We start from the raw sequence: 13,509 nt of genomic DNA on the forward strand, positions 1-13,509 counted from the left end.
ACGGTTCGGCCGTTCATGCGCTCCATGCCGGATGGCGCGGGTCGTCGGCGCGGACCAGGACGTCGGCGGTGGTGGCGGGGTCGGTCTCGTCGGTGTAGCGCTCGTAGGCGGGGAGGGTCCAGTGGTCGGCTTCGGGGGTGCGGCGGCGCAGGGCACCGGGGGTGAGGAGGACATGGACGGTCAGGTCGAAGGGGAACCAATGGCGCAGCAGGAGGGGGCCGTGCAGCAACAGGAAGCCACCTGGCGGGAGTTGGACGTGAGGGCTGCGGGTGGCACGATCGGTGACCGGGTCCCACAGGTCGGGCAGGACGCGTCCGTCGCCGCCGGGTTCGAGGGGGCCGAAGACCTCGCGCCACAGGGCGCCGGTGTCGAACCAGCCGTCGTAGTAGGCCTCCACGTCGTGGCGGCCGTACTCAAGGCGCAGCGAGGCCGGGCGCAGGAAGCCCTCCGTGCCGACGGTGAGCGAGGGGCGGCCGTGGATGCGCAGTGCCTGGCCCACGCGTTCGGCGAGTTCTCCCGGCCGGGCCGCCGGGGCGCCGTCGAAGGCGATTCGCGGCCAGGGGCTGCCGTCGGCCGGCTTCAGGTCGAGCAGGCGCTCGGCGAGGAGGTCGCCGAGCCGGTCCCAGGTGATCGCTTCGAGTCGCACACGGCCCATGATGCGCCAGGCGATGGGTAGGGTGCGGGGCCCCACGGCCGGAGTTGGGGGCACGGGCCCCCAGGGCGGGGTCGTGGACCGGCCAGAGGGAATGACATACGTATGGCGCGCCTCGCAACTCCCCCGCATCGCACCGGACTTCTCGTCATTCAGCCGCTCAGGAGACGGTACTGCGCGGAGTGTCAGGCGGGGCCGTTGGCGCTGCTGGTGCTGGAGGAGGGCGCGCCGAGGTGTCTGGACTGTGCCGACCTCGCGCATCTGGTGTTCCTGCCGCGCGGCGACACCGCGCTGACGCGCCGGTCGCGGGAGGAGAGCGGTCTTTCGGCGGTCGTGGTGCGGTTCAACCGGCGCAAGAGCCGGTACGAGCGGCAGGGCGTCCTGGTCGAGGAGGCGGGGCTCGCCCGGGCCGAGCAGCGGTGCCTGGCGGACGCGGAGGCACGACGACGGCGCCGGATACGGGACGCGCGGCGGCGGTCGGCCGAGGACGTGCGGTTCGCGGAGGCGTTCGCGGCGGAGATACGGCGGCTGTTTCCCGGATGTCCGGCGGAGCGGGCGCGGGAGATCGCCGGGCACGCGTCGGCACGGGGCAGCGGGCGGGTGGGCCGGAGTGCGGCGGGGCGGGCACTGTCCGAGGGGGCGGTGGTCTCGGCGGTCGTGGCATCGGTACGGCACGTGGACACGCCGTACGACCAGTTGCTGATGAGCGGGGTGGCCCGGCACGAGGCGCGGCGGCGGATCGGGGCGGCGGTGGAGGACGTGCTGCTGGGGTGGCGGGCGGAGGGGGCGGTCGGCTGACCATGCCGGTGTGCCCCCGGGTGAGGGAGGGGGATGGCGGGGGCGGAAGGGTGCCCCCATGTGTTTGGTCAAGGCCGAAGGCCACTAGGTTCGTGTGGTCGAGGGCGGGCTGAGCCGTAGGGGTGGGCATGAGTGATGGCCAGGTCACGATCAAGCTGACGGGTGACGAGGCACTGGTGTTTTCGCACTGGCTGGAGAAGCTCCAGATGACGGACCTCGGCCAGGTTGTCGACGATGCGGCGGTCTGGGCGCCGATCCATAGGATCGCCGGAACGCTCGATAAGACGCTTCCTGGGCTGTTCGCATCCGACTATGACGAGCGGCTTGAGGCGGCTCGTCAGAGGCTTCGGCCGGAGGACTGATCGAGCGGTCTGAACTCCTCACGTGGCTGCGGCGGGTCGGGGTTCGTAGAAGGTGCCGTCGCGGAGCATGAGTTGCGGGTCGCCGGGGCGAGGCCCGCATAGGCGGCGAGGTGGCCGGCGGTCGGGAAGGTGCTGCCGTCGCCAACCTCGATCAGGATCCGCGCGCCGGTCCTGATGCCGATGCCCGGCATGGACGTCAGGACCTTCGAAAGAGGGTGGGTCTCCAGCAGTTCCTCGATCCGCCCCCGGCCGGCAGTTTGCGCTGGTCAAGCACGGCGGTCAGCGAGCGGGTCAGGCTCGGGACGATCAAAGGGGCTGCCTCGGTGCCCGGAACAGTGACGGTCTGCTCGTCCAGGGCAGCAAAGATCTCCTCGACCAGCCGCTGGGCCATCCTCGGCGCCTTCGGCCGTAGCAACGTGACGAGGTGGCGTCGGCCGGCCCTGCGGATCTGGGACGGTGAGCCGAATCGCTCCAGCAGGGCCAGGACGGCCGGGTATTGCAACCGCGGCCCCAGCACCCGCTCCAGCGAAGGATGGATCCGGGTCAGCAGGCCGTGCAGCCGGTTCGTGACGCGGGTGACCTCGCCGGCCAGGTCGTCGTTGAAGCCGACGATCATCTCCAGCTCGGCGATCGTCTCGTCCTCGCCGTCGATGGCGCGCAGCGTGTGAGGCATCGCCCGGGAGGCGTCCGCGATGATGAACGCGTCCCGTGCATCCGTCTTGGCCTCGCCCGGGTAGAGGTCCGCGATCCGGCGCATCGTCAGTCCGGGCAGGTAGGCGATGGGGCAGCCCATGGCTCTCGCAACCGCCAGCGGCAGGGCCCCGATTGAGGCCGGCTGGTCGACCACGACCAGGACCGTTCCGTGCTTGGCCTCAAGTTTCGCGAAGAGCTCGCGAAGTTTGGGTTCGGTATTGTGCGGCCGCTTGTCGAAGGCCTTCTTCCCGGCCGAGGTGACGGCGGTGGCGTGGTGTTCGCCCTTGCCGACGTCCAGTCCAAGGAAGACGTCGATGTCGCCGGTGTCGATCACGTGCAGGCCCCTCCGGTCACGCCTTTCGTCCGGCCTGCCAGGGCATCGAGCTGCCACATCCACGTTACGGAGAGCTCTTCCGGCTCGGGTGAAGCCGGTGCTCAAGCCCCTCATCAGCGGTCCGTCGATGCCTCCGGGCCCGGTGACACCCCCCCCGGATCATGAACAACAGGAGGGGAAGTCATGCCGGACCCGAAGGCCGGAGGCGCCGTTGCCGAGCCATGAAGCCGGTAACGGAAGGGGGGAGGCCCCCCAGGGTGAGGCCCTCAGGGTTGGGGGAGGTCGGCAGCAGTCAGGTGAGTCGGGGTGGACGGTCGCTTATGTTCGTGAGGTCTTTGGGCATGGTCACCGGGGAGGTGCGGGGCTTCACTTGAGGTGGTGACGGGTGGTGCCGGGTTCGGGCTCGGCCGATACGGGGAGTTGACGTTCGGATGATCGATGGGCCGTACTTCGTGCTGGTGGTGCTGGGGGTGCTCGGAACCGGGCTGGTCGCCGGGGTCTTCTGTGGGTTCTCCACGTTCGTGATGAGGGCGCTGGCCGCGTTGCCGAAGGCGCAGGGCGTGGCCGCGATGAACTCGATCAACGTGTGCGCGGTGCAGCCGCCGTTCATGCTCGTGTTCCTCGGGTCGGCGGTGCTGTGCGCGGTGATCGCGGTGGTGACGTTCGTGGTGTGGCCGGACGAGGGGACGGTGGAGCTGCTGGTGGGCAGCGCGCTGTATCTGTTCGGCACGTTCGGGGTGACCATGGTGGCGAACGTGCCGCGCAACGACGCCCTGCTCAAGCTGGAGCCGGGCACCCCGGAGGCGGCGACGTACTGGCCGACGTATGTGCGCGAGTGGACGACGTGGAACACCGTGCGCACGGTCGCCTCGTCCGGCGCGGCGGTCTCCTATGTGCTGGCGCTCACCTGAGGGGGCGCTGAGAGCTTTCGGGCGGGGAGCTGGGAGAAGCCTGGGAAGAGGGGGCGGAAAGCGCCGTCCGTTCACTCTGCGCGGGTGGCCGATGGGCCGTATCGTGGCCGAAAGAGTGCCGCCCGATGACGCACGGCCTGTCGCATGCGGACGCAAGGAAGACGGCCATGGCCGATCCCAAGGGATTCATGACCACGCCTCGCAGAGACTGGCCCCGCCGGCCGGTCGAGGAGCGAGTCCGGGACTGGGACGAGGTGTACGTCCCGGGAGCACTGCTGCCCATCATCGACAAGCAGGCCGATCGCTGCATGGACTGCGGGATCCCGTTCTGCCACGACTCCTGTCCGCTCGGCAATCTGATCCCCGAGTGGAACGACCTGGTCAGCCGGGACGACTGGCGGGCCGCGGCGGACCGGCTGCACGCCACGAACAACTTCCCGGAGTTCACGGGGCGGTTGTGCCCGGCGCCGTGCGAGGCGGGGTGCGTGCTCGCCATCAACCAGCCCGCGGTCACCATCAAGAACGTCGAGGTCGCCATCGCGGACCAGGCCTGGGAGTTGGGTCTCGCACCGCCCCGGCCGCCGGACCGGTTGTCCGGGCGGACGGTCGCGGTGATCGGGTCGGGGCCGACCGGTCTCGCCGCGGCGCAGCAGCTGACCCGGGCGGGGCACACGGTCGCCGTGTACGAGAAGGACGACCGGCTCGGCGGGCTGATGCGGTACGGCATCCCGGAGTTCAAGATGGAGAAGCGGCATCTGGAGCGGCGGATCGAGCAGATGCGGGCCGAGGGGACGAAGTTCCGTACGTCGACGGCGGTCGGGCGGGATGTGGGGGCGGCGGAGCTGCGGGCGCGGTACGACGCCGTGGTGATCGCGACGGGGGCGACCGCGTGGCGGGAACTGCCGGTGCCGGGGCGGGAGTTGGCCGGGATCCAGCAGGCGATGGAGTATCTGCCGCTGGCCAACCGGGTGTGCGAGGGGGACTTGGCCGACTCCCCGATGTCCGCCGCCGGGAAGCACGTCGTCATCGTCGGCGGCGGTGACACGGGGGCCGACTGTCTGGGCACCGCGGTGCGTGAAGGGGCCGCGTCCGTCAGCCAGTTGGACATCTACGCCCAGCCGGGCGCCGAGCGAGACGAGGACGCCGAGCCCTGGCCGACGTATCCGAAGATCTACCGGCTGTCGGCCGCGCACGAGGAGGCCGGGGAGCTGCGGACGGCGCCGGCGGCGCACGCGGACGCGCGGCTGTTCGCGGCGTCCACGCTCCGCTTCACCGGCGACGAGAGCGGGCATGTGCGGTCGCTGCACCTCGTCGAGGTGGACGCGGCGCGGCGGCCGGTCGCGGACAGCGGGCGGACCCTGCCCGCCGACCTCGTGCTGCTCGCGCTGGGCTTCTCCGGGCCCGACCGGACGGACGGGCTCGTGGACCAGTTGGGCCTCGCGATGGATCCGCGCGGGACGATCACGCGGGACGCCGGCTTCGCGACGAACGTCCCCGGGGTGTTCGCCGCCGGGGACGCGGCGCGCGGGCAGTCGCTGATCGTGTGGGCGATCGCGGAGGGGCGGGCGGTGGCGGCGGCCGTCGACCGCCATCTGACGGGGAGTTCGCGGCTGCCGGCGCCGATCGGGCCGTACGACCGGCCGATGACGGTGTAGAGGCGGACCCCGCTCCCGCGAGACCGGGCCGCCCAGGACACCTGCTCGATCCCGCGAGACCGGGCCGCCCAAGGCACCTTCTCAATCCCGCGAGACCAGGCCGCCCAAGGCACCTCTGCAATCCCGCAAGACCAGGCCGCCCAAGCCACCTCCACACTCCCGCAAGGCCCGCCCGCCCAGAACCTGCTCAGCGCCGCGTGTCCGTCCCCGCCACCTTCGCCGTCGACAGCGCCACCCGGTTCCACGTGTTGATCGTGAGGATCAGGGAGAGCACGTGGGCCAGTTCCTGTTCGTCGAACTGGGCGGCGGCCTGCGCGTAGACGTCGTCCGGGACGCCGCCGTCGGCCACCAGGGTCACCGCCTCCGTGAGGGCGAGGGCGGCCTGCTCGCGCTCGGTGAAGAAGTGCCGGGCCTCGCGCCAGACGGGGACCATGTGCAGCCGGTCCTCGCTCTCGCCGGCCTTGCGGGCGTCGTTGGTGTGCATGTGGAGGCAGTACGCGCAGTGGTTGAGGTGCGAGGCGCGGATCTGGATCAGCTCGACCAGGGCCGGGTCGAGGCCCTCGCGGGCGGCGGCGTCGAAGCCGATGAGCGCGCGGAAGACCTTCGGGGCGGACTTCGCGAGGTCGATGCGAGATGCGGTGTCGCTGTCGGTGCCGGTGTGAGTGACGGTGTCGGTGACCTGGGCGTTCGTGTTCACGTTCATGTCCGCCTTCGCGTTCGTGTTCGTCGTCATGTGACAAATCTACGAGCCGCAAAGACCCCCTGTAGGGTGCATTTCCATGGCGAATTCGTGGGTCAATTCGGCGGAGCGGATCGGGGTCGATCTGCACCTGGAGCTGTCCGGGAGCGGCGGCCGGCGGGCCGCGCTCATCGACGCGCTGCGCGCGGCCGTGCGCGACGGCCGGCTCGCCCCCGGCACCCGGCTGCCGCCGTACCGCTCGCTCGCCGCGGACCTCGGGGTCGCCCGCAACACGGTGGCGGACGCGTACGCGGAGCTCGTGGCGGAGGGGTGGCTGACCGCGCGCCAGGGCTCGGGCACGCGGGTCGCCGAGCGGGCCCGGCCACTGCGGAGCGAACAGCGGGCGCGACCCCCGCGACACGCCGGGCACGGCCCGGTCACGGCACCTCCACGCGCGCGTGCGCCCCGGCACGACCTGCGGCAGGGCACGCCCGACGCGTCGGCGTTCCCGCGTGCGGCCTGGCTCGCGTCGTACCGGCGGGCCGTCCAGCAGGCGCCGAACGAGGTGTTCGGACCCGGCGACCCGGCCGGGCGGATCGAACTGCGGGAGGCGCTCACGGAATACCTGGCACGCGTACGTGGCGTACGGACGACACCCGACCGGATCGTGATCTGCTCCGGCTTCGCGCACGGGCTGCGGTTGCTGTTCGGCCAGGGCGGCGGCGGGGTGCTGCGCGGACCGCTGGCGGTGGAGGCGTACGGTCTGGGCTTCCATCGGGCGCTGCTCGGGGTGGCGGGCGTGCGGACCGTACCGCTGTCGATCGATGAACACGGAGCGTGCGTCGAGGAGTTGGAGCGGGAGCGGGCGGTTTTGCTCACGCCCTCGCACCAGTTCCCGACCGGTGGTCCGCTGCACGCGGAGCGGCGGTCAGCGGTGATCGACTGGGCGCGCGCGCGTGGTGGGGTGGTGCTGGAGGACGACTACGACGGGGAGTTCCGCTACGACCGCAAGCCCGTCGGGGCGCTCCAGGGCCTCGACCCGGAGCGGGTGATCCTCCTCGGTTCGGTCAGCAAGAGCCTGTCGCCGGCGCTGCGCCTGGGGTGGATGGTGCTGCCGGAGCGGTACGTCGAGGGCGTGCTCGCGGCCAAGGGCGAGCGCGAGGCCTGGGCGAGCGTCCTCGACCAGCTGAGCCTGGCCGACTTCGTGTCGTCGGGGTCGTACGACCGTCATGTGCGGCGGATGCGGCAGCGGTACCGGAGCCGGCGTGACCGCCTGGTCGCGGCGCTCGCCGCGCACGCCCCGCACATCGAGGTCACCGGCGTCGCGGCGGGACTGCACGCGGTGCTGCGGCTGCCGCCCGGCACGGAACGCTCCGCCCTCAAGGCCGCCACCTGGCAGGGCGTCGCCCTGGACGGCCTCGCCGCCTTCCGCCACCCGGACACGGACACGGACATGCCGACCCGGGACGGCTTGGTCGTCGGGTACGCGACACCCTCGGAGCACGCTTACGGGGCGGCTCTGGAGGCGCTGTGCGGGGTGCTGCCGCCGGGGGAGGCGACGGGGGTCACAACCGGCGAATGAGCAGTCGTCCGTCGCCCCCGCAGGGCACGACCGAGGCGCGGCCCGCTATTCCCCTGCGGCCGGACGAGATGTCGTACGCCCCCGCTCGGACCTCCGGAGGAGACCGCTTGTACTACCCGGGGACGAGCCGTCCGCGCCCGCTCTCCTCCCGGGTCACGAAATCCGTCGTCGGGAGGCGGGAAGGTGGCTTCCCGGCGTCTGGAATCGCAATGGCGGTGGGACCATCGGCGTAGGAGGCGAGTTGTCGTCGGGCCGGAGCGGTCCGGTCGCCGGCCCGCCCCCATCCTTCGTTCCGTCGTCAGGCGCAGGGCCACCCCCGCGCGTCCCCCCTGTTGGCGGTCGGTCCTGGAGGGTGTTGATGACGACGCTCGACGAACGTCATGGAGAGGGTGCGCGCGACGGGGACGGTCCCCGGGGCGAGGTGGCCCTGGAGCGGATCGAGGCGCGCGAGGCGGAGGGGGCGTTCCGCCCGGCCGCCGTCCCGCTCGATCACCCCATCGCCGCGTTGCCCCGACTCGCCGGTTCCAAGGCGGCGAACCTCGCGCGTGCGGCGCGGGCCGGACTGCCCGTGCTCCCCGGGTTCGTGATCCCCGAAGGTGCGGACGGCGACACGGTCGCCCTGCGCCGGGCCTGGCAGGACATCTCCGACTCGGGTGCGCTGCCCCTGGTCGTACGGTCCTCGTCGCCACAGGAGGACACGCAGGAGTCGTCCCTGGCAGGCCAGTTCGACTCCGTGCTCGACGTGCGCGACTGGCCCGCTTTCCGTACGGCGGTGCAGACCGTGCTCGATTCGGCGCATCGGCCCGACGGGTCCACCGCGCCCATGGCGGTGCTCGTGCAGCCGATGCTGGCGGCGCGTGTGGGCGGGGTGATGTTCGGCGCCGATCCCGTGGAGGGACGCGCCGACCGGATGCTGGTGAGTGCGGTGCGCGGCGGGCCGGACAGCCTGGTGAGCGGTGAACAGGCGGGAACCAACTACTGGTTGAGCCGGCGGGGGCGGTTGCTGCGTACGGAGCCACCGACCGCCGACGCGCTGCTCACGCCCGCCGAACTACGCCAGTTGGCACGGCTCGCGCGTCGCGCCCGGCAGGTGTTCGGGGGTCCGCAGGACATCGAGTTCGGGTTCGCCGGGCGCGGGAGCGAGAGTGGGGCCGGGAGCAGGAACAGGGGCGTGGACGGTGAACGGGCCGAGCGGCTGTGGCTGTTCCAGAGTCGGCCCATCACGGCGATGGCGGTACGGGCGCCGCGCGGGGCCCGGTTGCTCGGGCCCGGGCCCGTCGCGGAGACGCTCCCGGAGCAACTCCAGCCGTTGGAGCAGGACTTGTGGGTCACGCCGATGACCCGCGGGCTGACCGCCGCGCTCGACATCACGGGCAGTGCGCCGCGCCGGCTGCTGCGGTCGGTACCGGTGGTCACCACCGTCGGCGGATGGGCCGCGGCCGACCTGCGCCTGCTCGGCGCGGCGGCGCCCCGGCACCGGTGGCTCGCGCTGCTCAACCCCGCGCCGGGGGCGCGGCGGCTCGGTGCGGCCTGGCGGGTCGGCCGGCTGACCACCGCGCTGCCCGGCCTGGCCGCGGACCTCGTCGCCGACGTCGACCGTCACCTCGCCCAGATCCCGGCGCCCACCGGGCTCCCCGCTCCCGACCTGGCCGCCGAGCTCCGCTGGACCCGCGCGGTCCTGGTCTCCCTGCACGCGCAGGAGGCCCTCGCGGGCGCCCTCCTGCACGAGCCCGAGCCCTCGACGACCCGTACCGCGGCGGGCGCCGCCCTGACCGCCCTCGCGGAGACCCGCGCCAGAGGCATTCCGGACGACCAGGCACCCACCGCGTCCCCGACGATCCTCGCCCTGACGGCACCGGCCCTCCGAGGACGTGGGCGGTTGCCTCAGGGCGACGCGTCGAACACCGGCGACGGCCTCAACCGGTATCCGGGCAGCCCGTTGCCGCCGACGGCCGCGCCTACGCCAGCGGCCTCCCTGCCCACGCCCCCGTCGGCCTCCCTGCCCACGACCTCGCGGGCCCTCGCGCCCACCCCCCTCGCCGTCCCCTCCCTCGCACCCGCCCCCGTCACCGTCTCCACCGCCGCCACTCCCCCGCACACCGCGCGCCCCACCCCACCCGTCTCCCTTCTCTCCCCGCTCTTCCCCACTCCCTCCCTCCCGCCCCGCGAAGCCCTCCGCCTCCGCGTCCGTTGGGTTCAGGAGCTGCAGGTACGGCTGGTCCGGGAGGCCGCCCGGCGACTGGGGCTGGCCCCGGACCGTGCGGGGCTGCTGCGCTGGCCGGAACTGGCCGCCGTGCTCGACGGCGACCCGCTGCCCGAGGATCTGCACGCGCGCGTGCCGCAGCCCGAGTCGCCGCCGTTGCCGGATGCCTTCCGGTTGGCGGAGGGGACGGTGGTCGCCGAGCGCACCGAGGGTGCCGGTGAGGGCAGGGGCGTGTCCGGTGGGCGGGTCGTCGGGACGGTCTGGGACGGGACCGGGCCCCGGCCGCCGGACGCCGTTCTCGTCGTACGCACCCTCGACCCCGCACTGGCGCCGCTGCTGCCCCAACTCACCGGCCTGGTCGCGCAGACCGGCAGCCCGCTCTCCCATCTCGCGGTACTGGCACGGGAGTTCAGGCTGCCCGCCGTCGTCGGCGCGGCCGATGCGGTACGGCGCTTCCCGCCGGGGTCGCGCGTCTCCGTGGACGGCACCACCGGCGACGTACGAACAGGGGACGGACGATGAGACGGATCGCGTATCTCTTCGGGAGCCTCGCCGCCGCCGGGGCCGGGACCTATCTCGTCGTGTACCTGTACCGCTGGCAGTGGCAGCGGGCCATCCTGTGCGGGATCCTGCTGCTGGTCGTCGAAGTGATGCTGCTCGGCATCGTGTTGCTCGGGCGGCTGGCCCGGATCGAGGAGCGGGTCAAGGAAAGCGCCGAGCAGCAACGGGAGTTGACGAGCCGTCAGGAAGACGTGTTGGTACGGCTGCGGCAGGCGCCCGTGGAGCGGGAGAGCGCCCGGTTCCGCTGGCTGGAGGACACCGCCGACCGGACGTACGTCTTCGTGCCCGTCCTGATGGTCACCGGTGTGCTCCTGTCCGGGCTCGCCTGGGTGGTGCAGCGGATCGCGTCCGCGACCGGTCGTCCGGCCGAGCGGCGGCTCGCGGGACGGCTCACCGTCCTCACCGCACCGGCTCCGGGCACGGTGGGTGAGCTGGAGGACCGGCCCGCGCTGGGCGGCCGGCGTTCCAAGGGCTACACCGCGCGCGTGGCCGCCGTCGCCGTCGTCGGGGCGGCCCTGCTCGCCGGGCTCGTCGTCGGGCTCGCCGACCTCACCCAGACCCGGGAGCAGCACGAGAACGACAACGAGGCGACCTCCGTACTGCTCCAGGTCGACATGCGCGGCAGCGGCATGACCGCCGAACGCCGGACGCTCGCCGCGCAGCAGGTGTGGGAGCGCTGCCGGGACGCCACGTCCGTACCGCTGAACCACGCGACCCTGGGCGACCTGGGCGACGGCGTGTACGCCGGGGTGGTACGGCCCGCGCTCACCGAGCACGACCGGATGCGGCTGCGCGGCTGCCTTGAGGACACGACCCTCGACCGCGCCCATCTCACGGTGGTCGGCATCGGAGACGCGGACGCGGACGACGACTGAGCCGGCCCGCGCCCGCCGCCCGAGCCTGAGCCCGGACCCGGACCCGGGCCCGGACCTGGGCCCGCACCCGATCCGTATCCCCAGCTCACCCCGCACACCCGTACGTACACGGACAACTCACCCCTCACCCACTCGGGTTACCATGCCAAAGCGCCCCCGTCCCCTAGCCCCCCGGGTCGCCCATGGCTGTCGCCCTCGTTCCCCCGCCCCGATCCGCCCTGCCCGGGGCCCGCCTGCCACGCCGTGCGGTGCGGATCCTGCTCGCGGTCGTGCTCGGTTACGTCGTTCTGTGGGCGGCCGGTGCGCTCGGCGTGCTGGCGCTGTCGTACTGGGTGCGGTCGGAGACTCCGCCGCCGCCCGGGACCCGTACCGTGCAGGGCATCCATCACTTCCAACCCGTGGACACCGAGGGGCGGTTGTGGCGGGGCGCGGCGCCGTCGCCCGCCGGGTACCGGGAGCTCGCGGGGACGGGTTTCACCACGGTCGTCGACCTGCGCGCGGAGGACCTGAGCGCGGCCCAGCTCGCCGAACCGGGCAAGGCGGGGCTGGATGTCGTACGGCTTCCCGTCCGGGACGGTCAGACACCGAGGCCGGAGCAGGTGCGGCGACTGCTGGACGTGGTCGCGCAGGCGCCCGGGCGGGTGTTCGTGCACTGCGGTGCGGGGGTCGGCCGTACGGGGACGATGGCGGCCGCCTATCTCGTACGGACCGGGGAACGGTCGCCCGAGGAGGCGGTCCGGCGCAATCTCGCGGTCGGACCGCCGTCGATCGAGCAGATCTACTACGCGCTCAGCCTAGGGACGGGCCGGCTGGAACAACCGCCGTTCCCGGTGGTGGCCGTCAGTCGGCTGGTGGACGCGCCACGACGGATACTGTCGTGGTTCTGACTCCATAGCAAGATGTAGCGATTAGTGATCAACTCAGTGCCGTACCAAGGGACTTGCGGGGGGTTGGTGGGGGGTTGTCGGTGGGCGGGTGACGAAACTCAATGAGCCGGCGAACCGGTCTCAGGACAGCAGGAAGTCGGCCTCACCCGCCTTGGCGCCCTCGATGAAGGCGGTCATCTCGTCGGTGGTGTAGATCAGCGCCGGTCCGTCCGGGTCGGTGGACTGGCGGACGGCGATCCGGCCGTCGGCGAGCTTCATCGCCTCCAGGCAGTTGCCGCCGTTCCCGCCGCTCCACGGCTTGTGCCAGCCCTCGCTTCCCAACTCCCGCGCGGGCATGCCGTTGTAGACCTGCTTGCGCGGCTTGATGCGATCCATTCACAGCTCCTTGCGGAAATCCCGGAGGATCTCCTTCGTGCGATGTGCCGTAGCGGCCTGCGCCGCCATGCGGTCCATGACCTCGAGATGGGTCGCCACCTCTGCGCGCGCGTCCAGGTAGACGGCGCCGGTCAGGTACTCGCTGTAGACCATGTCCGGCAGTTCTGACATGGCAAATCGGAACAGCACGAAGGGCCCGAACGTGCCGGGGTGCGGCCCGTTGGAGAAGGGCGCGACCTGCAGCGTCACATTGGGCAGCTTCGTGGCGTCGAGCAGCTTGTCGATCTGTGCACGCATCACCTCCGGGCCGCCGACGTGGCGGCGCAGCGCGGTTTCGTCGAAGACGGCCCAGAAGCGGGGCGCGTCGGGACGGGTGAGCAGATCCTGGCGTTGTATGCGCAGGGCGACGTGGCGCTCTATGTCCTCGGGCTGGGTCTGGCCTATGGCGCCCGACGTGAACACCCCGCGCGCGTAGTCCTCGGTCTGCAGGAGTCCGGGCAGGAAGTGCGGATCGTAGGAGCGGATCAGGCCGGCCGCGCCCTCCAGGCTGACGTACATCGAGAACCAGCCCGGCATGATGTCGTGGAAGCGTTGCCACCAGCCGGGTTTGTTGGCCTCCTCGGCCAGCAGGACGAAGGTCTCGGCCTCCTCGTCGGAGACGCCGTAGGACTTCAGGAGCAGCTGGAGGTAGGGGATCTTGAGCGAGACCTCGGCCATCTCCATGCGGCGGACGGTGGCGGGGGCGACGCGCAGGACGCGGGCGGCCTCCTCGCGCTTGAGTCCGGCACGTTCCCGCAGGTCCAGCAGGCGGCGACCGAGGACGACCTGGCCGACCGTCGGCGCGGACCGCGGTTCGCTCACGGCTCCACCTCCACTGAGTCCCTTGATCGGCCGGGCGCGGACGGGTCCGGTCGACGCCAGAAGCATGCTGACAGCCCTGCG

Annotated in this window: 12 protein-coding genes and 1 pseudogene; 8 read left to right on the forward strand and 5 right to left on the reverse strand. The window is 72.3% G+C overall.

The window, feature by feature from the left end; all coding sequences use genetic code 11:
* Positions 1-13 precede the first annotated feature (13 nt).
* Positions 14-655 (reverse strand): uridine kinase, encoded by a 642-nt coding sequence (locus ACIQI8_RS10810; RefSeq protein WP_402347223.1) that lies wholly within the window; start codon positions 653-655, stop codon positions 14-16.
* A gap of 102 nt (positions 656-757) precedes the next feature.
* Between ACIQI8_RS10810 and ACIQI8_RS10815 the strand changes: the two genes are divergently transcribed.
* Positions 758-1,450, forward strand: a complete 693-nt coding sequence (locus ACIQI8_RS10815) for a DUF2293 domain-containing protein (protein WP_402347226.1) — start codon at positions 758-760, stop codon at positions 1,448-1,450.
* A gap of 128 nt (positions 1,451-1,578) precedes the next feature.
* Positions 1,579-1,812, forward strand: coding sequence for a hypothetical protein (locus tag ACIQI8_RS10820; protein WP_402347228.1), 234 nt, complete (start codon positions 1,579-1,581; stop codon positions 1,810-1,812).
* Positions 1,813-1,880: 68 nt separating this feature from the next.
* Here the strand turns inward: ACIQI8_RS10820 and ACIQI8_RS10825 are convergent.
* Positions 1,881-2,839 (reverse strand): annotated as a pseudogene (locus tag ACIQI8_RS10825) (IS110 family transposase); the annotation flags it as partial.
* 431 nt (positions 2,840-3,270) lie between these two features.
* Here ACIQI8_RS10825 and ACIQI8_RS10830 point away from each other — a divergent pair.
* Together ACIQI8_RS10830 and ACIQI8_RS10835 are read left to right on the forward strand one after the other, a co-directional pair.
* The gene (locus ACIQI8_RS10830; RefSeq protein ID WP_402347231.1) at positions 3,271-3,750 is read left to right on the forward strand and encodes a DUF1772 domain-containing protein; all 480 of its coding nucleotides are present in this window, start codon (positions 3,271-3,273) and stop codon (positions 3,748-3,750) included.
* A 167-nt stretch (positions 3,751-3,917) separates the two neighbouring features.
* A complete protein-coding gene (locus tag ACIQI8_RS10835; RefSeq protein WP_402347234.1) occupies positions 3,918-5,405 on the forward strand; it encodes a glutamate synthase subunit beta in 1,488 nt (495 codons plus the stop codon).
* A 187-nt stretch (positions 5,406-5,592) separates the two neighbouring features.
* Here ACIQI8_RS10835 and ACIQI8_RS10840 read toward each other — a convergent pair whose 3' ends face one another.
* Positions 5,593-6,138 carry a carboxymuconolactone decarboxylase family protein gene (locus ACIQI8_RS10840; protein ID WP_402347237.1) on the reverse strand — a complete coding sequence of 182 codons (546 nt, stop codon included), beginning with the start codon at positions 6,136-6,138 and terminating at the stop codon, positions 5,593-5,595.
* Positions 6,139-6,184: 46 nt separating this feature from the next.
* Here ACIQI8_RS10840 and ACIQI8_RS10845 point away from each other — a divergent pair, with 46 nt between their 5' ends.
* The 4 genes from ACIQI8_RS10845 (at position 6,185) to ACIQI8_RS10860 (ending at position 12,192) form a co-directional block, all read left to right on the forward strand.
* Positions 6,185-7,666, forward strand: a complete 1,482-nt coding sequence (locus tag ACIQI8_RS10845) for a PLP-dependent aminotransferase family protein (protein ID WP_402347240.1) — start codon at positions 6,185-6,187, stop codon at positions 7,664-7,666.
* A gap of 358 nt (positions 7,667-8,024) precedes the next feature.
* The gene (locus ACIQI8_RS10850) at positions 8,025-10,391 is read left to right on the forward strand and encodes a PEP/pyruvate-binding domain-containing protein (protein ID WP_402347243.1); all 2,367 of its coding nucleotides are present in this window, start codon (positions 8,025-8,027) and stop codon (positions 10,389-10,391) included.
* Positions 10,388-11,305 (forward strand): hypothetical protein, encoded by a 918-nt coding sequence (locus tag ACIQI8_RS10855; RefSeq protein ID WP_402347246.1) that lies wholly within the window; start codon positions 10,388-10,390, stop codon positions 11,303-11,305. Before ACIQI8_RS10850 ends, ACIQI8_RS10855 begins: the two co-directional genes overlap by 4 nt.
* 182 nt (positions 11,306-11,487) lie before the next feature.
* Positions 11,488-12,192: a dual specificity protein phosphatase family protein gene (locus ACIQI8_RS10860; protein ID WP_402347249.1), complete on the forward strand. Its 705-nt coding sequence runs from the start codon at positions 11,488-11,490 to the stop codon at positions 12,190-12,192.
* Between the two features lie 120 nt (positions 12,193-12,312).
* On the opposite strand, the gene ACIQI8_RS10865 is transcribed toward ACIQI8_RS10860, so the two are convergent.
* Both ACIQI8_RS10865 and ACIQI8_RS10870 read right to left on the reverse strand, forming a co-directional pair.
* A complete protein-coding gene (locus ACIQI8_RS10865) occupies positions 12,313-12,567 on the reverse strand; it encodes a DUF397 domain-containing protein (RefSeq protein ID WP_124004405.1) in 255 nt (84 codons plus the stop codon).
* Positions 12,568-13,428: a helix-turn-helix transcriptional regulator gene (locus ACIQI8_RS10870; RefSeq protein ID WP_402347253.1), complete on the reverse strand. Its 861-nt coding sequence runs from the start codon at positions 13,426-13,428 to the stop codon at positions 12,568-12,570.
* Positions 13,429-13,509: the final 81 nt, after the last annotated feature.

The sequence above is a fragment of the Streptomyces sp. NPDC092369 genome (assembly GCF_044755245.1).
GTDB lineage: Bacteria > Actinomycetota > Actinomycetes > Streptomycetales > Streptomycetaceae > Streptomyces.